At 68.2% G+C, this 18,746-nt stretch carries 21 protein-coding genes; 7 read left to right on the top strand and 14 right to left on the bottom strand.

From position 1 onward, the window contains the following. Positions 1-88: 88 nt before the first annotated feature. The 4 genes from ACWGKT_RS13300 to ACWGKT_RS13315 all read right to left on the bottom strand — a co-directional run bounded on the left by ACWGKT_RS13300 (position 89) and on the right by ACWGKT_RS13315 (position 4,190). Complete coding sequence (locus ACWGKT_RS13300) at positions 89-1,813, bottom strand: acyl-CoA dehydrogenase family protein (protein ID WP_453273662.1); 1,725 nt, start codon at positions 1,811-1,813, stop codon at positions 89-91. Positions 1,814-1,908: 95 nt separating this feature from the next. Beyond that, positions 1,909-2,481 (bottom strand): PadR family transcriptional regulator, encoded by a 573-nt coding sequence (locus ACWGKT_RS13305; protein WP_356151083.1) that lies wholly within the window; start codon positions 2,479-2,481, stop codon positions 1,909-1,911. A 63-nt stretch (positions 2,482-2,544) separates the two neighbouring features. Continuing rightward, positions 2,545-3,015, bottom strand: a complete 471-nt coding sequence (locus ACWGKT_RS13310; RefSeq protein WP_453273663.1) for a DinB family protein — start codon at positions 3,013-3,015, stop codon at positions 2,545-2,547. A gap of 182 nt (positions 3,016-3,197) precedes the next feature. Beyond that, positions 3,198-4,190 (bottom strand): zinc-dependent alcohol dehydrogenase family protein, encoded by a 993-nt coding sequence (locus tag ACWGKT_RS13315; protein WP_453273664.1) that lies wholly within the window; start codon positions 4,188-4,190, stop codon positions 3,198-3,200. A gap of 102 nt (positions 4,191-4,292) precedes the next feature. On the opposite strand from ACWGKT_RS13315, the gene ACWGKT_RS13320 reads away from it, so the two are divergent. Then, positions 4,293-5,225: an AraC family transcriptional regulator gene (locus ACWGKT_RS13320; protein ID WP_453273665.1), complete on the top strand. Its 933-nt coding sequence runs from the start codon at positions 4,293-4,295 to the stop codon at positions 5,223-5,225. A gap of 331 nt (positions 5,226-5,556) precedes the next feature. Beyond that, positions 5,557-5,760: a cold-shock protein gene (locus tag ACWGKT_RS13325; protein ID WP_037751662.1), complete on the top strand. Its 204-nt coding sequence runs from the start codon at positions 5,557-5,559 to the stop codon at positions 5,758-5,760. 597 nt (positions 5,761-6,357) lie between these two features. On the opposite strand, the gene ACWGKT_RS13330 is transcribed toward ACWGKT_RS13325, so the two are convergent. Continuing rightward, complete coding sequence (locus tag ACWGKT_RS13330) at positions 6,358-6,540, bottom strand: hypothetical protein (protein ID WP_453273666.1); 183 nt, start codon at positions 6,538-6,540, stop codon at positions 6,358-6,360. 440 nt (positions 6,541-6,980) lie between these two features. After that, the gene (locus tag ACWGKT_RS13335) at positions 6,981-7,541 is read right to left on the bottom strand and encodes a hypothetical protein (protein ID WP_453273667.1); all 561 of its coding nucleotides are present in this window, start codon (positions 7,539-7,541) and stop codon (positions 6,981-6,983) included. Positions 7,542-8,066: 525 nt separating this feature from the next. On the opposite strand from ACWGKT_RS13335, the gene ACWGKT_RS13340 reads away from it, so the two are divergent. Further along, positions 8,067-9,584 carry a serine/threonine-protein kinase gene (locus tag ACWGKT_RS13340; protein ID WP_453273668.1) on the top strand — a complete coding sequence of 506 codons (1,518 nt, stop codon included), beginning with the start codon at positions 8,067-8,069 and terminating at the stop codon, positions 9,582-9,584. A 301-nt stretch (positions 9,585-9,885) separates the two neighbouring features. On the opposite strand, the gene ACWGKT_RS13345 is transcribed toward ACWGKT_RS13340, so the two are convergent. The 5 genes from ACWGKT_RS13345 to ACWGKT_RS13365 form a co-directional block, all read right to left on the bottom strand. Further along, the gene (locus ACWGKT_RS13345; RefSeq protein ID WP_453273669.1) at positions 9,886-10,452 is read right to left on the bottom strand and encodes a LysR substrate-binding domain-containing protein; all 567 of its coding nucleotides are present in this window, start codon (positions 10,450-10,452) and stop codon (positions 9,886-9,888) included. Positions 10,453-10,578: 126 nt separating this feature from the next. After that, positions 10,579-11,154: a TetR/AcrR family transcriptional regulator gene (locus ACWGKT_RS13350; protein WP_453273670.1), complete on the bottom strand. Its 576-nt coding sequence runs from the start codon at positions 11,152-11,154 to the stop codon at positions 10,579-10,581. Between the two features lie 34 nt (positions 11,155-11,188). Continuing rightward, positions 11,189-11,644: an ATP-binding protein gene (locus ACWGKT_RS13355; protein ID WP_453273671.1), complete on the bottom strand. Its 456-nt coding sequence runs from the start codon at positions 11,642-11,644 to the stop codon at positions 11,189-11,191. A gap of 262 nt (positions 11,645-11,906) precedes the next feature. After that, positions 11,907-12,380, bottom strand: a complete 474-nt coding sequence (locus ACWGKT_RS13360) for a nuclear transport factor 2 family protein (protein WP_356158659.1) — start codon at positions 12,378-12,380, stop codon at positions 11,907-11,909. Positions 12,381-12,573: 193 nt separating this feature from the next. After that, positions 12,574-13,569 (bottom strand): glycoside hydrolase family 3 N-terminal domain-containing protein, encoded by a 996-nt coding sequence (locus ACWGKT_RS13365; RefSeq protein ID WP_453273672.1) that lies wholly within the window; start codon positions 13,567-13,569, stop codon positions 12,574-12,576. Between ACWGKT_RS13365 and ACWGKT_RS13370 the strand changes: the two genes are divergently transcribed. The 3 genes from ACWGKT_RS13370 to ACWGKT_RS13380 all read left to right on the top strand — a co-directional run bounded on the left by ACWGKT_RS13370 (position 13,511) and on the right by ACWGKT_RS13380 (position 15,334). After that, positions 13,511-13,939, top strand: coding sequence for a GMC oxidoreductase (locus tag ACWGKT_RS13370; RefSeq protein WP_453273673.1), 429 nt, complete (start codon positions 13,511-13,513; stop codon positions 13,937-13,939). The two genes, ACWGKT_RS13365 and ACWGKT_RS13370, sit on opposite strands and share 59 nt — an antisense overlap. Positions 13,940-14,249: 310 nt before the next feature. Beyond that, on the top strand, positions 14,250-14,453 hold the full coding sequence (locus tag ACWGKT_RS13375) for a cold-shock protein (RefSeq protein ID WP_037751662.1): 204 nt from the start codon (positions 14,250-14,252) through the stop codon (positions 14,451-14,453). A gap of 752 nt (positions 14,454-15,205) precedes the next feature. Next, positions 15,206-15,334 carry a hypothetical protein gene (locus ACWGKT_RS13380; RefSeq protein ID WP_268835265.1) on the top strand — a complete coding sequence of 43 codons (129 nt, stop codon included), beginning with the start codon at positions 15,206-15,208 and terminating at the stop codon, positions 15,332-15,334. A 108-nt stretch (positions 15,335-15,442) separates the two neighbouring features. Here ACWGKT_RS13380 and ACWGKT_RS13385 read toward each other — a convergent pair whose 3' ends face one another. Further along, positions 15,443-16,609 carry an FAD-dependent oxidoreductase gene (locus ACWGKT_RS13385; RefSeq protein ID WP_453273674.1) on the bottom strand — a complete coding sequence of 389 codons (1,167 nt, stop codon included), beginning with the start codon at positions 16,607-16,609 and terminating at the stop codon, positions 15,443-15,445. An 8-nt stretch (positions 16,610-16,617) separates the two neighbouring features. Then, positions 16,618-17,589 (bottom strand): Clp protease N-terminal domain-containing protein, encoded by a 972-nt coding sequence (locus ACWGKT_RS13390; RefSeq protein WP_453273675.1) that lies wholly within the window; start codon positions 17,587-17,589, stop codon positions 16,618-16,620. A 68-nt stretch (positions 17,590-17,657) separates the two neighbouring features. Between ACWGKT_RS13390 and ACWGKT_RS13395 the strand changes: the two genes are divergently transcribed. Then, positions 17,658-18,017 carry an excisionase gene (locus tag ACWGKT_RS13395; RefSeq protein WP_453273676.1) on the top strand — a complete coding sequence of 120 codons (360 nt, stop codon included), beginning with the start codon at positions 17,658-17,660 and terminating at the stop codon, positions 18,015-18,017. Between the two features lie 149 nt (positions 18,018-18,166). On the opposite strand, the gene ACWGKT_RS13400 is transcribed toward ACWGKT_RS13395, so the two are convergent. Continuing rightward, a complete protein-coding gene (locus ACWGKT_RS13400) occupies positions 18,167-18,379 on the bottom strand; it encodes a hypothetical protein (protein WP_453273677.1) in 213 nt (70 codons plus the stop codon). Positions 18,380-18,746 lie beyond the last annotated feature (367 nt).

An 18,746-nucleotide genomic window follows, 5' to 3' on the forward strand; every position in this document is an offset into this window, starting at 1 on the left:
AGCGCCCCGCCCCCCCCCCCCCCCCACCCCCGCCCCCCGGGGCGGCCCCCCCGGGGGGGCCCGCCCCACCGGTGATGCGTGGACGCGCCTACGGAGCCATCTCGTACGCGCCGGACAGCGCCTCGACCCGCTCCCAGACCCGCTCCGTACGTGCCTCGTCGACGACCGGCCGCCGGATCGCACTCAGCGCCCATTCCTGCTGCTGCTCGGTCGCAGAATCCTTGCCGTGCAGCTCGACGGCGTGTGCGGTGAAGTCCCGTACGAGGACGGCGAAGAGTTCGTCGAGCACGTCCTCGTCGAGTCCGTTCAGGGCGGCCTGCTCCAGGACGAGTTGCCCGTGCACGACGAGGGCGAAGAGCTGCCCGACCGCGAGGACGAGGTCGAGGTCGCGGCTCTGGTCAGCGTCGGGGGCGGCCGTGGCCACGAACTCGCAGAGCGCATCCGCCTGTTCGCGGAAGCGGGCCACGTTGGGCAGGTGCGCGTACGAGTCGAAGGCGGGTCGCCAGTCGTGGAAGCGCACCGAGCCGAGGCCGCGGGCCGGCCCCTGCCGGAACAGGAAGTCGTCGTCGGCCGCGTCGAGACGTGTCGGCACGCCGGGGTACTCGGTCGGGTCGAGGAGGTGGCTGCGCATGAACTTCAGGATCAGGGCCAGGTTGACGTGGACCGTGCCCTCCAGCTTCGGCAGACCGCGGATCTCCACGGCGGCCTGACCGAAGTAGTTGTCCTTCTCGAAACCCTTGGCGGCGATGACGTCCCACATCAGGTCGATGACCTTCTCGCCCTCCGTCGTCACCTTCATCTTCGTCATCGGGTTGAAGAGCAGGTAGCGGCGGTCGTCCGGGCCGGCGGAACGGAAGTAGTCGACGGCGCGCTCGCTGAAGGACTTCATGCCGACGAGCCTGACGTACGCGTCGGTCAACTCGCGCCGCACGTGCGGGAAGCTGGTGACGGGACGGCCGTAGAGGATGCGGTTGTGGGCGTGGGTGACGGCCTCGTACATCGCGTGCTCGCAGATGCCGATCGAGGCGGTGCACAGGTTGAACTTGCCGATGTTGACGGTGTTGAGGGCGGCATCGAAGGCGGCGCGGCCGGTGTGCAGGACATCCTCGGCCGTTACGGGATAGTCCTCCAGGCGGAACTCGCTGACGAACTTCGAAGAGTCGACGACGTTCTTGACCAGGTGATAGGCCGGGTGACGGCTGTCGGCGGCGAAGAATACGTAGCCGTCGGGGCCCTCGACGTCGGTACGGCGGCCGAAGACGGAGACGAGTCCGGCGGCGTTTCCGTTGCCGATGTAGTACTTGGAGCCCGTGGCGCGGAAGCCGCCGTTGCCGTCGGGCTCCAGCAGCATGTCGGTGGAGTAGATGTCGGCGCCGTGCGTCTTTTCGGACAGGCCGAACGCGAACACCTCACCTTGGGCGAGGAGTTCCGCGGCGCGGGCGCGGGCGGCGGCGTTGTCGCTCTGCCAGACCGGACCGAGGCCGAGGATCGTGACCTGCCAGGCGTACCAGTAGTCGAGGCCGTAGAAGCCCAGTATCTCGTTGAGCGCGGCGATCCGGGCGGTGTCCCACCGCTTGTCCGGTTCCCCCGCTCCCGCGGCGGACGACGGAGTCAGGAACGTGGCGAACAGGTTCTCCTTCGCCGCGAAGGCGAGGAAGTCGCCGAGCCACGCGCGGGTCCGGTAGTCGTCGATCAGCTGCTTCTTCCCGCGCTCCTCGAACCAGTCGACGGTGGCACGCAGCAAGCGGCGCGTCTCGGGGTCGAAGTGCGCGGGGTCATAGGTGCGCGGGTTGAACAGCGGCTGGTCGGCCATGGGGCTGTCACCTTTCGGCTGGTGGACGGGTGGGAATCGGGACGTCTGACGACTGGGCGGGCCGGATCGGGAGGATCGGCCGGGGGCGGCGCGGGTCAGCGGCCTGGACCGAACCGGGACAGCGTGGCCAGCACGTCGTCCAGCCAGTCGATCATCATGCGCTCGTAGGCGATGCCCCCGCGCAGTACGACGTGCTGGAGCTCCCGCTCGGCGTCGAGCGGTGCCTGCGGACCGGCCGTGCTCGCTTCGGGCACCGTGAAGTCCCTTGCCTCTCCGGCGAGATAGTGCGCCAGCCGGCCCCGGTGCACCTGCCGGTGTCGCTCCACCTCGCGGATCAGGGCGGCCGGGTCGTCGAAGGCGGCGCCCCGGATCTTGACGGCCAGGTCGTGGCGGACGCTCTCCGGCTCGATCGGATCGTGCAACCAGGACGACAGCGCGGCCCGGCCGAGGTCGGCGACGGAGTACTCCTTCTTGTCCGGCCGGCCCTGCTGCGGGACGTCCCGGACCTCGACCCAACCGTCGTTGTCCATGCGCTTGAGCACGCGATAGATCTGCTGGTGGGTCGCGGTCCAGAAGTAGCCGATGGACCGCTCGAAACGCCGGGCCAGCTCATAGCCGGAACCAGGTTTCTCCAAGAGCGACACCAAAATCGCGTGTTCGAGCGCCATGCCGCTGATCCTTCTATGCAACTCGTTGCATAGCAAGCCTGGCTCACTCCGATGCGACGCGGCTCACGCTCCGGTGACTCCGTCGATCTGCTCGCGGATGAGATCGGCATGACCGTTGTGACGTGCGTATTCCTCGATCATGTGCACCATGATCCAGCGCAGGGAGACTCCCTGATCCCCCACGTGACCCGCTTCCTGTTCGAACAAGCTGCAGGAGTGGTCGAGCGACGCTTCGGCAATCAGCTCGCGGCCGCGAGCAACCTCCGCTTGCCAGGCAGCCATCGCCTCGTCGAGGCCACGGCCCGACTCAAGGGCGAATCCATCGGGATTGCTCTGCCCGAAGACCGCCGGCACGTCCTGGCCGGCGAAGACACGCTGGAACCAGTTGCGTTCGACCTCAGCCATGTGCTGGACGAGACCAAGCAGTGTCATCGACGACGGCGACGCCGCGGCAAGCCGTAATTGAACGTCTTCCAGGCCCGTGCATTTGAGAGCGAGAGTCGCACGGTGAAAGTCCAGCCACGCCTCCAGCATGGCGCGCTCGTCAGCATGCGCGGGCGGGATAGGGCGCCCATCCGGTGTCGTATTCCTGAGCACACCCTGGCAGGAGCCGACGCGGCGCGGGACCGTCTTCGCCGACGTCCAGGAGCTGCCGCTGCCCGTTCACGGCGCGCTCCTCGACCTCCAGCATCGCCGTCGGCAACCGGGGGGTGCCGTCAGACCCGTACGACGATCTTGCCTGTGTGCCGGCCGGACTCCATCAGGCGGTGCGCGTCCCGGACGCGGTCCAGGCCGTCGAAGACCTCCGCCACGACAGGGCTGAGGGCGCCGTCGGCGAGTCCGGAGGCGAGGTAGTGGGAGGCCCGGCGCCGGCCCTCCGGATTCCCCGTGAGTACGACATTGGCGTACCCGTGCACGGTGAGTGGCCACTGCCTGGGGAGCAGGATGGGCTGCTCGTCCAGCCAGCCGTAGCTGACCAGGGTGCCGTCCTGGACGGTCGCCCCGCCCAGCTCGGCGAAGCCGGAGCCACCGATCGCGTCGAGGACGATGTGCACACCGTCCCCGCCGGTCAGCCGCTTCGTCTCCTCGACCACGTCCTCCTCCCCGCTGACGATGACATGCTCGGCGCCGAGGTCGAGCAGCCGCCGCCGTTTGTCCGCCGTGCGGGTGGTGACGATCGGTACGGCACCGGCCCGGCGGACGACCTGGATCGCGGCCGTGCCCACACCGCTGGACGCGCCGGTGATCAGCACCCGGTGGCCGGGGACCAGCCCCGCCCGTTCCACCAGGGCGCCGTAGGCCGTCGTGTAGGTCAGCCAGACGGCGGCCGCGGTGACGGCGTCGGTCCCGGCCGGGCGCGGGACGAGCGCGCTCACGGGCAGGACGACCCGGTCGCCGTACACCCCGTGGGCGCTGAGTTCGAAGTTGGCAGCGGCGATGACGGGGTCTCCCGGCGCGAACGCCGTCACGCCCTCCCCCACCTCCTCGACCTCGCCCGCGGCCTCGTAGCCGTTGCGCGAGCCCGGCAGGGTCGGCTGGTAGTAGTAGCCGCCCGAGCGGAAGAGCGCCTCGGCGCGGTTGAGTCCGACCGCCTCGACCCTGACGAGCACCTCGCCGGGTCCGGGCACGGCCAGTTCGACCTCCTCGACGGTCAGGACGTCGGGGCCGCCGAGTTCATGAAAGAGCACTGCACGTGCGGAAGTTGACATGCCGTCGACGCTACGCAGTGGGCCGAGGACGATCCATGTCCATCGAGCTCGATTTCATGTCCGTACGTCTTCCATCTCGGACTCCAGCGCTACGGTGGGAGCATGGACGTGCTCAGCGACGTCGTCGCCGCGATGCGCACCGGCCGACCGCACTCCGCGCGCAGGGACAAGTACGCGCCCTGGGGTCTGCGGTTCGCCGCGGCGGACGAGGCCGGGTTCCATGTGGTGCTGCGCGGGTCGGCCTGGCTGATCCCGGCAGAGGGCGAGCCGGTGGCCCTGGCACCGGGCGACGTGGTGTTCCTGGCGCACGGGCACGGGCACTCGCTGGCCAGCGGTCTCGACGTACCACTGCGGGAGGTACGGCTCCTGCCGGACGGCAGCTGGAGCGAGTCACCGCCGAGCGGACCGGCCGCCGGACCGTCCTCGGGCTGCCCCGACACCGTCACACTGTGCGGCACCTACCGGCTCGACCGGTCCCGCGCCGGCCGTCTGCTGGCCGAACTGCCCGAGGTCGTGCATCTTCCCGCACGGGTCGGCACGCACCGCTCGCTGCGCGCCGCGGTGGAGCTGCTGGGCATGGAACTGGAGGAGAACCAGCCGGGTGCGGACGCGATCGTCACCTCGCTCCTCGACACCCTGCTGCTCTACATCCTGCGTGCCTGGTGGCAGAGCGAGCGCGAGGCCGGGCGCCCGCGGGGCTGGGCGGCCGCCCTGGCCGACCCGGCGGTCTCGGCGGCGCTGCGCGCGATCCACAGCGACCCTACACACCCGTGGACGGTGGAGGAGCTCGGTGCCACCGGCGGCCTGTCCCGCGCGGCCTTCGCCCGCCGGTTCACCGCCATGGTGGGCGAGCCGCCGCTGACGTACCTGACGTGGTGGCGCATGACCACGGCCGGCCGGCTCCTGCGCCACGACGACCTCTCGCTCCGCCAGGTCGCCGAACGCACCGGCTACACCTCGGAGTTCGCCTTCGCCAAGGCGTTCAAGCGGGAGTACGGGGTGGCACCGGGCCGGTACCGCAGGGGCAATGCCTGACGAGCAGGTGGGAGCGATCGGGACACACGGACCGCGGTCGATCGGCAGCGTCCCCCTCTTCCAGCCGCTCTCGTCCCACCAGCAGCAGCCCGGGGACTGTCCGCTGTCCGTGCCGCACGGCTCACCGCAAATCGCGACACTGCCTGGTCCGATGATGCCTACTCACTGGTGACAGAGCAGAGTCGCAGTGTAACGTCACCCTCAGATGTCGTGGTTCGCAGTACCTGCCCGCGCTACTGCGCGGGCGTTTTGCTGTGCAGTGCCCGAGGACCAGGACGACCACCTCCGGGTCCGCGCGGTGCGGACCCGCCATCGATTGGAAGGCACAGACATGGCCAGCGGTACCGTCAAGTGGTTCAACGCCGAAAAGGGCTTCGGCTTCATCGCGCAGGACGGAGGCGGCCCCGACGTCTTCGCGCACTACTCCAACATCAACGCCAGCGGCTTCCGCGAGCTCCAGGAAGGCCAGGCCGTCACCTTCGACATCACCCAGGGCCAGAAGGGCCCCCAGGCGGAGAACATCACCCCCGCCTGACCCGACGCCACACACGATGCACGGTGCCAACAGGCGCTCACGCCAACGGCACCGTGCACCGCGGCACAACAACCGGCCCGATTCAACCCGCCGGAGCAGGCCGCGGTGTGAGACTCCACCTCCACCGAATCCGCGTGCCGCTCCCGCTGATGATGTGCCGGACAGCAAGGGAGTCGGAGCGGAGCGTTCCCAGTACTACAGCCATCTTCGAAGTTGCGGGTGCGGGTGGCGGTGAGGGTCAGGAAGGCGAGGGCGGCCATGGACAGGGTGATGTGGCGGTGCCAGGCGTCCCAGGTGCGGACCTCGTAGTGGTCCAGGCCGCAGTCGGACTGCGCGGTCTCGAAACAGTCCTCGATGCTCCGGCGCAAGCCCATCACGCGGACGAGCTCGCCGATCGGGGTGCCGGCCTTGCCGTGCACGGCGAAGTAGGTGATCTGGGTGGGGTCGGTGATCGAGCGGCGCACGAGCAGGAGATGGACGTAGCCGTGGCTCGGGCCGTTCTCGGCGCCGCCGGGCCAGGTTACTTCGGCCGGCGCCCGGTCGTAGGAGCGCGGTCCCTTGGCCTGGGTGTGCACGGTCTCGTCGACCGGGGCGAGCTCAGGTTTGGTCACCGGGCAGGTTCAGCTCACCGTCGATCAATGCCCGCCCGGTGTCGGTGGCGTACGCGCGGAACACGGCGACCTGGTAGTTCTCGATCTGCCCGGTGATCCCCGCGTACTGCCTCGCGGGCCAGGAACGGCACCGCGAACGACCCCAGTGCGTCACGGCGTTGATCGGCACACCAACGCGTCACCCATCGATCGGGCACGGACACGAGCAACGGTTGCAGTACAGGGTGAACTCTTCCGGCGTCACGCCGGTAAGAACTCCGCAATGCGCAGGGCCAGTTGAGGCTGCGTCGTGCTCGGTGGCGTCCAGGTGAACCCGCGGCACCTGCCGCAACGGCTGCAATTCGGCGCAACGGAATCCGCGAGGGCTTCACCGTGCAGAGAACTGTCTGGACGTGCGAGGGCAGTCACTTCGCAACTGAGTGGCAGCCACGCCGAAGACGGCGGTGCGTGCTTACGCGCCACGCATGGCAGCTGGCGCCGCGCACCGTCAGTCAGATCCCACGGCGCGATGCAGGGTTGTATGGCAAAGCGTCAGGTGCAGTGCATCGACGCCCATGCACCAGGGTCTTCCCTACTACGGTCGGGCCCCACGCCACACGGCGGGCACGATCAGGTGGCGACAAGGTCCTTGTCCGTCGCCGTAGCGGCAACCGCGGTATAGAACACAGACTTGCCCTGCTTCCTGCGCCGGACCTGCCCCTTGGCCACCATCGCCTCAAGCGTGCTGCGCACAACCGTGATCTTGATACCCCGATCCCGATACGCATCACTCAAAGCATCAGTGACAACAAGAGCCGAACAGGGCCGCCCCTGCTCACTGAGATACCCAACCACGAGATCACGCAGAGTCGGAGTACTCCTCCCACCCGGAGCGACGACGGCAGATACCGCCGAGGACACCGCCCGCTCGGACGTTGACTGCTCGATCCGATCCACCTCCGAGGGGCTGGCCTGCGACAACGTCCCGCCGGATCCCTCCACTTCACCAAGCGCCTGCTGCATATTGACCAACAGGACCTGGTTACCCCTCAAGGTCTCTAACCGCTCCTGCAGAGCAGCCACCTCACTGACCAACCGCTCCTGCTCCAGAGCGTTGCGCTCCAAGTCCTCCGCCAACCGCGCCGCATACAGCGGCTTGAGATTGGCGATGTCGTCCTGAATGTCAGCCACGTTGGCCCTCCCTGCCGGAATCACCTGCCATTGCGTTACTGGATAGTACTCACACCAATTACGAATAGGGCCCGGCGTCGGGCTTCCAACACAGCGACCGTCAAGGCAAGTAACTGGCCGTACTCCTGAGCGGTGGTCGGCACGGCTGGGGTCGGCTCTTGGTACACCAGGCAGTCCGGAATACCGGAATACTGGCACTGCGCACCCGAGGGGCCCGGGCAGGAGTCCTGCCAGTTCTCACTCCACTCGTTGGAATGGTGGTCCGGTCAAACAACCCCTGACGCGCCATCAGGTGAGTCACCTACACAAGCCGGTGCGAGCCTCTGGTTGCTGCCAGTACCACGTATCGACCGATTTCCGGATGAAATGGAAGTGGTCTGCTCCCGCGAGTCACCGGTGACTGCAGCCAGCTGTCGGCACCCGCAACAAGGAAGGCGTTTCGGGCCCTGCGCGATTGAGTCGAATGGGTTATCGTGCTTCGCCGACCTGTCCCATTCGCGAATGGGAAGCATAGAAGGAGACCCGGTGTCCGATCTTGGGCGGCTCGTCGCCGGCCGGTACCTGCTCGTGGAGCGGGTGGGTAGCGGTGGCATGGGCACCGTGTGGCGTGCCGAGGACCAGGTGCTCGGCCGTCATGTCGCCGTGAAGAAGCTGCGCGTCCCGCCGCACTTGCACGACGACCAGGTCCAGACGCTCCACGAACGCACCCGGCGCGAGGCCCGCAGTGCCGCCCGAATCGCCCACCCCAACGTGATCGTGGTGCACGACGTCGTCGATGACGAGGGCCTGCCCTGCATCGTCATGGAGTACATACCGTCACTCACGCTGGGTGACGTTCTCAAGCGTCGGGGTGCGCTGCCACCCGAGGAAGCCGCCCGGATCGGCCGTGCCGTGGCAGCCGCCTTGCGCGCCGCCCACGACTCCGGGGTGCTGCATCGGGACGTCAAACCCGCCAACGTTCTGCTGGGCGACGACGGGCGGATCGTCCTCACCGACTTCGGGATCGCCCTTGAGTCGGGAACGTCCTCACTGACAAAGTCCGGTGAGTTGATCGGTAGCATCCGTTACCTTGCGCCCGAACGCCTCAAAAGCGGAAATACCGGGCCAGGACCAGCCAGTGACCTGTGGTCCGTCGGCGCGATGCTCTACCAGGCGGTCGAGGGACGGCACCCGTTCCTGCGTGACACCCCGATCGAGATCGCCTACGCCATCGCCACCGAACCGTACGAACCGCTGCGCAATGCTGGGGACCTGGCCCCGGTGATCGAGGGCCTGCTCGTCAAAGACCCGGACGAGCGCTTGGACGTACACGAGGTCGAACGCCGCCTGGATGATGTGATCACCGGTACCCGAACCGCTCCCGTCGACTCCCCCACGCGGCCCGCCCGTATCGGCGACCTCATGCCTGCCGAACCAAAGGCCGGCGGCAACCGCCGTCGCGCAGTATTGCGATCGGCCGTGGCGGCGGCACTCGTCACCTCCGTGGCAGGCGGGGCACTGTGGTGGCTCAAGGACCCTGCCGGCACACCGAGTCGCCATGCCGCCGGATCCCCCTCCGTCTCCACCCCGGCTGCCAGCCCCACCCTGCCGCCGGTCCCGGACGGATACCACCTCAAGAAGGCGGACAGCGGCATCCTGGTGCCCGTGCCGGACGGCTGGACGAGCAAGACGCTGCCCGGTGGTGAGGTCGCCTACATTGATCCATCCGGCCTGGTGGGGCTGAGGATCAACGTCGTCCGGTTCGCGGGCTCCGATCCGCTGCGGCACTGGCGTGAAACGGAAGAGGACCAGACCCGACGTGACAACCCCGGCTATGAGCGAGTGAGGATGGCCGCAACGACCTTCCGCGGACGACCGGCCGGGTATTGGGAGTTCACCTTCGACGGCCGAGCACGCAAGTACCGGGCAGCCGAGTTGGCCTTCGCCACCGCGGACGACACCCAGTACGTGATCTACCTCTCCGCACCGAACGCGCAATGGCAGGCCTACCGGCGTGTCTTCGACACGGCCGCGGGCGGAGTTCACCTGAGCAACGACGCCTGACGAGCAACTCGGGCGGGCAGTGCCGCGCAGGCGGCGGAAGGCGGAAGAGCAGCGCGGTCACCTCAGTGCAGCCCTGGCCCGGACGCCGCGCCGAAGGGCGTGGACATCAGCAAGGACACCCCTGCTGGGCACGCTTCTGGAAGCGCGCAAGCACCTGGCGCAGGGAGTGGAGTCCGGAAGGGCTGGGCAACCTCGTCGGCCCTCACGCCCTTCGCATCCGGGGGTCGACTGTCTCGTCCAGGCCCGTGAGCCGTTCCTCCTCCCCTTCACGGTCTTGGACCGAGACATCAAACAGAACCGGCTACGCAGGTGCCCAGCCGGGATCGTAAGCGCGGGCCCTTACATGGCCGTGGATGAGATGGGTCAAGGCGCGAGCGGCTGCGGATTGGTAGGCGTCCGCCCGGGTCAGCAGGGTGACCGTGCGGGTCGGCAGTGGCGGGTCGAGGGGGATGGAGACGGGACGGGCGTGGTCATAGGCGATGGCGTGGGGCAGGACGGTGGCCAGGGGGGTGCGCTGAACGATCTCGGCAAGGGCGTGCACGGAGTTGGCCTCCACGGTGATGCGCGGGCGGACACGATGCCTGGAGAAGTACGCGTCGACGTGGCGACGCGTGGCGAAGTCACCGTTGAGCAGAGCAAGTTGTTGCCCGCTAAGAGCCTGGACCGGTACGGGATCCTTGTCGGCGGTGGCGGTATGCCGGGCTGCGGCGACGAGAATGAGGGCCTCGGCGAACAGTGGGGTGGCGTTGATGCCGGACGGGTGACTGCCGCTGAAGGCGATACCGAGGTCGAGATCGTCGACGAGCAGATCGGCCTCGATACGGTCCTGCGGCGCCTCCACGACGGTCAAGGTGATGCCGGGACCCACGCAGGGCACGACACTCTGCGGTCCCCAGTGCCTGTTCGTGCCTTCGTGCCTGCCCCCTCGGACATCGAAGGCTCGCCCCATGCACGAGCCATGACTCGAACGTGGAGGTCTCGTCGGCCACAGGCCTCAGGCAGGGATGTCGGCCCCCGCACGAGAGGCCTGCAGCAGGGTGCGCGCAGCATCTTTGGCCTGGCGGGCCGGCTCGGGGGAACCGTAGATGGCTGCCGTGGTCATCGCGCCCTCGGCGAGAAGAACGAGGTGGTCGGTGAGCCAGTTGGGCGCTTCCGCAGCAGCCACCAAGTCGGCGACGTACTGCCGGAACGCCTGCTTGTGAGCCTTTGCGATGTCGGCCACGGCGGGCGATGTCGCCCCCATCTCCCCAAACGAGTTGATGAAACCGCAGCCGCGGAAGTCCGGCTCGCTGAACCAGCCGTACAGCCAGTCGAACACCGCCAGGATGCGTTGTGTAGGCGATTCGGCGGTCTCCACGTACTGGGCCAGCTCACTCAACCAACGCGCGTCCCGCCGTCGCAGGTAGGCCTCGATCAGAGAGTCCTTGGAGGGGAAGAGCTGGTAGAGGCGCTTGAGCGGGACGGCGGAGGCGGACCGTATCGCATCCATCCCCACAGCCCGGATGCCCTGGCCGTAGAACAGCTCCTCGGCTGCGTCAAGAACTCGCTGCTCGGCCTCTTCGCGTTCCACTTCAGTCACATCCTCCGGGGGAACTATCGTTCTCCTACGATACCGCGTGCGCAGCCGGGACGGACTCGCTCTCGCCCGTACCGCGTGGCATCCCCGTACGGCCTGGCATCGCGACGTCGGTGGAGGCGAGAGGGAAACCGGCGCGGGTCTGCCATCCGTCTCGTCCCCTGCGCGTCTCGGACCACTCCGCCAGACACTCGACGATGTCCAGGCCGCGGCCGTGCTCCTCACAGGTACCGAAGCGCCGGGAACGTACAGGAGCAGGACCGGCTCCACAGTCGGCGACCTCTATGCGCACGCTCCGCTCCTCCAGCGTGAGGCCGACGGTCATGTCGGCGCGCCCGTGCCGGGCCGCATTGGCCGCAAGTTCACCGACGATCAACAGGATGGAGTCCCGGTCGTCCTCGGAGACGCCCCAGTGCATCAGCAGTGCCGTCGCGAAGTGGCGGGCCGCGCAGACCCAGCGGTCTTCGGCCGGGAGGGCGATCATGCCGTGCCGGGCAATCCGAGGGTGAAGGAAGAGTGGCACAGTGGCTTACGAGAGGATCATGAGAGTGCCCCGCGGAACTACAGGCCCCTGAGCGGGACCGGCTCACGTCGTGCGACTGCTTTACGGTGCCCCTGGACGACGACGCCAGGGCCCAGCCGGGGCGCAGAGAATCATCGTTCTCAGGGCTGTTCAACGGCGATTCTCCGCGCCACAGCCACCGAGTGGTCGACCCGCAGCGCCGGCCGACTTCGGCGACGAGACTCTACAGACCCAGGTCACTCAAGCCCGGGTGGCCATCGGGGCGACGACCCAGGGGCCAGTGGAACAAGCGCTCCGACTCCTTGATGGGCAGTTCGTTGATGCAGGCGTAACGGTGGTGCATCAGCCCGTCATCACCGAATTCCCAGTTCTCATTGCCGTACGCGCGAAACCAGTTGCCCGAGTCGTCGTGGTACTCGTAGGCGAACCGCACCGCGATGCGGCTGCCACCGAAGGCCCACAGCTCCTTGATGAGGCGGTAGTCGAGCTCCCGATTCCACTTCCGGGTGAGGAAGGAGACGATCTCGTCGTAGCCGGTGGCGAACTCCGCGCGGTTTCGCCACTGAGAGTCCACCGTGTAGGCGAGGGCGACCTTTTCCGGGTCTCGGGAGTTCCAGCCGTCCTCCGCCAGCCGGACCTTCTCCACCGCGGACTCACGGGTGAACGGGGGGAACGGACGGCGCGGTTCGTGTGTCATGTCATTTCCTTCGGTCAGGCTCAGGTTCACGCCATGAGCGACTGCCACTTCCGCGGCGGCGCCCCGGCCGAACGACGGAGCCACCACCTCGCGAGAACGTACGTTCCCCGCTTCCGGCACACTAGCGAGAACGATGGTTCTCCGCAAGGGACGGAATGGCCGGAAGCCGTCGGCGCCACCATGGGCCGCGGGTTCAGTGCGCGCAGTGAACGAGGTCGGCCGCCCTCTTGGCTGCCAGGATCCGCCGTACGCTCGCCTCGACGTGCGCCCGGAGCGCCGGCTGATCGCGTTCGGCGTCGAGGACCGCCGAGGTCATCGCGGGGATGTGGTCGGCATTCACGGTGAGCACGAGGTCCCCGCCCGCGCGGAGGAAGGCCAGAGCGCGCTGGGTCGGAGGCATGGACTGCACGGCGGCCGCGTTCCCCAGGTCGTCCGAGATGACGACCCCGTCGAATCCGAGGTCCCTGCGCAGCGCACCTTCGATGACGACGGGCGAGAAGACCGCCTGGCGCGCGGGGTCGATACGGGTGTACGTCGCCAGGGAGACCATGACGAACCGGGCGCCGGCCGCGATGCCCTCTCGAAAGACGGTGAGGTCTCGGGAATCGCGGCCCACCACGGTATCCGTGACCTGCGGAGTCGTGTCGGTGTTGCCCCGGACACTGCCAAGGCCGGGAAAGTGCTTGAGGGTGGTCAGCACGCCCGCCTGCTGGAATCCCTCGATGAACGCGGCACTGTGGCTGGAAACGGCTTCGGCGGTGTACCCGAACTGGCGGTCGTGGCGACCGATGGGGCCATTGGCCCGCCCCATGTCCGAGGAGACGACGTCGGCGACCGGGGCCAGGTCGAGGTTGATGCCTGCTCCGCGCAGTTCGGCCGCCCAAGCTGCCGCCCGCCGGCGCAGTCGTTGCTCGCTCCAGCTGCCTTGGTCCAGAGCACTCGGAATGTCGGTGAAGCCTGGTCCTCGCAGCGGCTGCACCTGGCCGCCTTCCTGGTCCGTCGAGATCAGAGGGGCGATGCGATCGTCTCCGACGGTCTGGGCGAGCAGGCCCACACGCCCTGTCCCGGCCTTGATCGCCGAGACGCCGGCGCCATTCGGTCCCAGGAGGATCACCGAGCCGACGTGGTGGTTGCCCAGCGCGTCCAGGGTCTGTGCCGCGGTCCCTTCGCTGCCGGGCCTGACACGCACTCCTGCTGCCTCCACCCGGCGCCACTGCCCCAGTACTGCTGGGTGCGCCGAGCGATCTGCTCTCGGTCCATGTACTGCCCAAGCTGACCCCGCTGCTGTCCCGCGGTGTCGACGTGCACTGCCGCATCGGCCTGTCTCCCGAGCTCCACACGTCTGTCGCGCACACGTCCTGCCCTACCACCACGCGGTGGGCACCTGCCGGATGGGCCACGACAGTGACAGCGTCGTGGACGAACACCTGCGGGTGAGGGGCGTTGACCAGCTGACGGTGGCCGACGCCTCCATCATGCCGACCATTCCACGTGCCCACACCAACCTCGCCACGATGATGATCGGCTACCGGGCAGCCGACTTCGCGGGCCAGGAGTAGGCCCACCGTATGGGTTAGTCCCATGCCAAGGGGTGCCCCAGGACAGCACACGCTCTTGGGGCATTCCTGTACGGCGGGCCGGCTCGGCGACCGGACCTGCTCAGCCCACGGCGCGACACTGACTGATCCAGTGGCACTTACTCACTGGTAACGGACCCGAGTCGCAGTGTAACGTCGCCCTCAGATGTCGTGGTTCGCAGGACCTGCCCGCGCTACTGCGCGGGCGTTTTGCTGTGCAGTGCCCGAGGACCAGGACGACCACCTCCGGGTCCGCGCGGTGCGGACCCGCCATCGATTGGAAGGCACAGACATGGCCAGCGGTACCGTCAAGTGGTTCAACGCCGAAAAGGGCTTCGGCTTCATCGCGCAGGACGGAGGCGGCCCCGACGTCTTCGCCCACTACTCCAACATCAACGCCAGCGGCTTCCGCGAGCTCCAGGAAGGCCAGGCCGTCACCTTCGACATCACCCAGGGCCAGAAGGGCCCCCAGGCGGAGAACATCACCCCCGCCTGACCCGACGCCACACACGATGCACGGTGCCAACAGGCGCTCACGCCAACGGCACCGTGCACCGCGGCACAACAACCGGCCCGATTCAACCCGCCGGAGCAGGCCACGGTGTGAGACTCCACCTCCACCAAATCCGTCATACCGCCGCCCCCGCCGCCCGCCCTGCCACCTAGGCCCGGCAGCCCCACCCAGAGGCCGCGTCGTACCAGTAGCGGCACGAGCCCGCGCCCGACCCCGCCGCCGCACTCGCGCTCCCCGCCCCTGGCGAGCCGTCAGTTCTTCAGTGTCGGGTCGCGGACGTTCTGGTATGCGCACTGCTTGAGCCGGTGGAGGTTGGCTTCGGCGACGCTGGGGAGGTCGTAGTCGGCCCGGTTGTCACTTCATGTGAACCGTCAGTCATCCACGATCTGCCGGAGCACAACTCGCGCACCTTGCCCAATCTGCATGAAAATGGAGATATTCTCAGCTTCCGGACGTCGTGTTCCCCAGCAACTGGCCGGACCGGAAGGAGCGGCATGAGAAAGAGCAGATGGGTCGCCCTGGGCACGGCGTTGTCCGCAGCCGCAACAATCGGCTTGGCCGTGCCATGTGTGGCCGTAGCCGCCCCCGCCAGCTGTTCCTACGCGCCCTCGACGTATCGGCCCGCGGTTACGTACGGTGATACCGGTCGGGCAGTCAGGCAGGCGCAATGCCTGAGCAACGTGTGGGGAGGTCAGCCCCCCAAGCTCGTCCTCAATGGGGTCTTCGACTCCGTCATGCTGAGGAAGATCCAGTGGATCCAGGGCTGTCACGGCCTGCCGCCGAGCGGTGTCATCGAGGGCCGTACCTGGCAGGTGCTCTATCACCCGGCACTTGACTGTTACGACCCGTATCCGACCACCTGAGCAACCCACGTATACACAGGCCGAATTTCGCGCTGCGTCGCCACACGTCGCCCCGGCGGACCGAAGCCCCGGTATCCGCACGCTCTACCACCACAGCGCACGTCGCCTTCAGCCCGGTTGGAAGAAGGCGAGCATTTTCCGGCTGGCATCAGGCGACGTCAGGATTTCCCGGACGTACGCGGACTGCCGGCCGACGGCGCTGGTCCGAGCGAACATCTCGCGTTCGTATTCCTTGACGGCGGCGGGAAAGTCGTCCGGGTGCGCGGCCAGCGCGAGGCCGAGCAGGGCGCCGTCGAGCAGCGCCATGTTGGCGCCTTGCCCCACCGGCGGCATCAGGTGCGCGGCGTCGCCGAGCAACGTGACGCCTGGTCTCGACGGCCAGGTCAGGCCGACCGGGAGAGCGGTGATCGACCGTGGCAGGACCGTGTCGTCGCAGGCTGCGATCAGTGCGGTGAACCGTGAGTCCCAGCCGGAGAACAGGTCGATCAGTCGCGCCCGGGCGGCAGCTGGGTCGCCGAACGGGATCCCACTGGTCGCGAACCAGTCCTCGGCGGTGTTGAAGCTGAGGTAGATGCGTACGCGGCCGTCGCCGTTGCGCTGCGCCGACAGGGATTGTCCGTTGCCGAGCACCCAGTAGTTGCCACGCCCCACCATCGCCGCGAGATCGGGGTGGGTGCGGTCGACGTCGGAAATGCCGAGCTCAACGACGTTCTGGCCGGTGTGCGCCGGTCGGGCGTCGGTGAGCAGCGCGCGGACCCGGGAGTCCGCGCCGTCGGCGCCGACCAGCAGGTCATACGTCGCACTGCTGCCGTCGGCGAAGTGCAGCAGGCCGTCGTCGGCGGATTCGAACGCGCGCCCCCAGCGCACCCCACGTTCCGGGAGAGAGTCCAGCAGCAGGTTGCGCAGATCGGCGCGGTCGACCTCAGGGCGCTCAAGCGGGGCGTCGTCGGGCGTGTCCTCCTGGAGCAGCAGGGTGCCGTCCGGCTGGAGAAGACGCAGGTCCTGGCCTTCCCGACGGGCGATCGCGTGGAACTGGTCGATCAGGCCGGCCTCGCGCAGCGCCCGCTGCCCGGTCCCGGAGTGCAGATCAAGCATGCCGCCCTGACCGCGCGCGTCCCGCGACGACTCACGTTCGTACACGACGGCGTCGATGCCGTTCATGTGCAGCACACGGGCAAGGGCCAGGCCGCCCAAGCCGGCTCCGACGACGGTGATGGTTGCGCTCACCAAGCCCCCGTCCCCGTCTGTCCCACTGACGGGTTCCGGTCCGCTCATCAGCCGGTTCACCGGCGGAGCCGGGACGCGAGCACCGTGCGTACGGTCTTGGCCGCCTTGCTCGCTGCGGAGCCGTCGTCTTCTTCGGGCTCCGGTCCCAGCGTGCCTTGGATCTGCCCCAGCAGTTGGTTGGTCGACCGCCAGAGCGGGACGAACATGCCGGCGACCGGCCCGACGCCCTGGATCGGGCCATTGGACAGCTCGGTGACCTTCTTGGCGATCGTGACCGTTGTCGGGTCCCGCAGGATCAGGTGCACCTCATCGTCGACCAGCCGGATCTCCATCTTGCGCGCGGCGGCCTCCTCCGGGTTCGCGTCCGTGGTCGTCTCGGGATCCAGTTCGTCGATCTTGGCGCTTACCGCGTCCGGGTCGACCCCGAGTTCGCGCAGCGCCCTGGCCGCCATGCTGTTCTCCGCCCGGAGCATCGCCTCAAGCAGGTGATGACTTCCGACCGGTGCGCCGCCGGCCAGTGCGGTGGCGGTGGACATGGTGTCCTCGGTGGCGGGTGTGCCGACCGGCCATGGGCCGGCCGCGACGTCCTGAGATCCCTCCATTGATGCCAGCACTGCGGCACGGACCTTGCTGATCGGATTGATCCGCTCGGCAAGCACCTTCGCGCCGACGCCCTCACCCTCCCTGACCAGGGCGAGCAGGATGTGTTCCGTACCGATGTCGTTGTGGTGCAGTTGCTGCGCCTCGCGCAGGGCGAGATCCAGCGTCTTCTTCGCGGGCGCCGCGAACGGGATATGACCGCTCAGCGCCTCCGTGCCCGGTTTGACCACCGCGGCGATGTCGACCCGCGCCGTCTCCTTGTCGTACCCGAGCCGGTGCAGCACTTTCGCCGCCGTGCTGTCCGGCACGTCGAGCAGCCCCAACAGGATGTGCTCCGTGCCGATGTGGTGGTGCTTGAGCAGCCTCGCCTGCTCCTGGGCCGCGACGACCGCCTGGCGGGCTTTCACCGTGAACCGTTCAAAAGTCATGGTTCCATGCTCTCAACCATGTCAATACACTGTTATTGACAGGGTCACCGTGCTGCAGGGAGGGTGTGATGGGGACACCGTCGGAGTGGGAGGACCGGCTCGCGCGCTGGCGGAATGAGCTGGAGCTGTTCGAGCAGCTGGACGAGACGCCCTGGGTCACGCTGGCCAAGGCAGAAGCCGAGACCGGCGTTTCCCGCTCGGCCCTGCGGTCCTGGTACCGCAACGGCGAGATCCAGTCCCGGTTGGTGGACGGCCCGAACGGGCCGCAGCGCCTGGTCCGGCTGGACGCGGTGATCGACCGCGCCGCCGCGTCACCGCGCATTCAGCGCAGGGCGGAGCGAGAAGTCAGCCTGGAAGCCCAGGTCACCCTGCTACGGCACCGGGTTGACCAGCTTGAGCTGCGGCTGGCCGCGCTGGAGCGGAAGTGACAGGCACGAACAGCACCGTGCCGCCGTCGGGCCGGACCGGCGCCACCGCCGCCGGATCCGCCTGCTCATCCACGGCCAGGGTGTATGGCCGAGCTTGAGTGGTCGGTCGGCACCATCGCGGTCCGTGCCCGCGTACGGCAGCACGTGTCTCAGTCGCGCCTGCTCCAGCGTCGGCGCCCAAGGCCACGCCCGGCGACGAGTCGGTCCGCGGCGAGGAAACCCACATTCGGCGTGATCGACGGCAACTGCTGCCAGGCGGCGCTGCCCAGGAACGCCTTCTTCGAGTACCGCAGCCGCCCGCCGAGTTCGATCACCTCGACCGCCGGCGAATCGGCCAGTGCAAGGATCAGGGCTGTCCCCACTCCGCCTGATCCCGCCGTCCCCTGCCCCGATCGCACGGCCGACGGCAGTCTCGTCACAGCACTCCGGGCCGAGGCTGAAGGCTGCGCTTCTCCACCACCACCCGCCCGGACCCGACCGTCGTCGGACCGTGCCTGAACGCGAACAGCGGCGACAGGTAGGTGGGCAGGGTCATCGGCGGCCACGACTCGCCACGGCGCAATAGATAGGCCGTGGCGGCGGCAGTACGTCACCTGCCTTCCGGGCTCGGCCCGACCACGCTCGGCGGATGATCCTGCCCGGCAAGCGCCCGGTTTCGACACGGTTGCGCTGGCGGCTACGCGCTCCCTGGAGGTTGTCGTCCTGGGGGTCACATCACAGGGTGAGACG

Source organism: Streptomyces sp. NPDC054794, assembly GCF_053611585.1.

Bases quoted from the DNA above. Each gene is read 5' to 3' on its own strand.
- ACWGKT_RS13395 (WP_453273676.1), top strand. From the start codon at position 17,658: ATGGGGACACCGTCGGAGTGGGAGGACCGGCTCGCGCGCTGGCGGAAT.
- ACWGKT_RS13305 (WP_356151083.1), bottom strand. From the start codon at position 2,481: ATGGCGCTCGAACACGCGATTTTGGTGTCGCTCTTGGAGAAACCTGGT.
- ACWGKT_RS13325 (WP_037751662.1), top strand. From the start codon at position 5,557: ATGGCCAGCGGTACCGTCAAGTGGTTCAACGCCGAAAAGGGCTTCGGC.
- ACWGKT_RS13355 (WP_453273671.1), bottom strand. From the start codon at position 11,644: ATGATCGCCCTCCCGGCCGAAGACCGCTGGGTCTGCGCGGCCCGCCAC.
- ACWGKT_RS13385 (WP_453273674.1), bottom strand. From the start codon at position 16,609: ATGAGCGGACCGGAACCCGTCAGTGGGACAGACGGGGACGGGGGCTTG.
- ACWGKT_RS13390 (WP_453273675.1), bottom strand. From the start codon at position 17,589: ATGACTTTTGAACGGTTCACGGTGAAAGCCCGCCAGGCGGTCGTCGCG.
- ACWGKT_RS13320 (WP_453273665.1), top strand. From the start codon at position 4,293: ATGGACGTGCTCAGCGACGTCGTCGCCGCGATGCGCACCGGCCGACCG.
- ACWGKT_RS13375 (WP_037751662.1), top strand. From the start codon at position 14,250: ATGGCCAGCGGTACCGTCAAGTGGTTCAACGCCGAAAAGGGCTTCGGC.
- ACWGKT_RS13380 (WP_268835265.1), top strand. From the start codon at position 15,206: ATGCTGAGGAAGATCCAGTGGATCCAGGGCTGTCACGGCCTGCCGCCG.
- ACWGKT_RS13300 (WP_453273662.1), bottom strand. From the start codon at position 1,813: ATGGCCGACCAGCCGCTGTTCAACCCGCGCACCTATGACCCCGCGCAC.
- ACWGKT_RS13315 (WP_453273664.1), bottom strand. From the start codon at position 4,190: ATGTCAACTTCCGCACGTGCAGTGCTCTTTCATGAACTCGGCGGCCCC.
- ACWGKT_RS13360 (WP_356158659.1), bottom strand. From the start codon at position 12,380: ATGACACACGAACCGCGCCGTCCGTTCCCCCCGTTCACCCGTGAGTCC.
- ACWGKT_RS13310 (WP_453273663.1), bottom strand. From the start codon at position 3,015: ATGCTGGAGGCGTGGCTGGACTTTCACCGTGCGACTCTCGCTCTCAAA.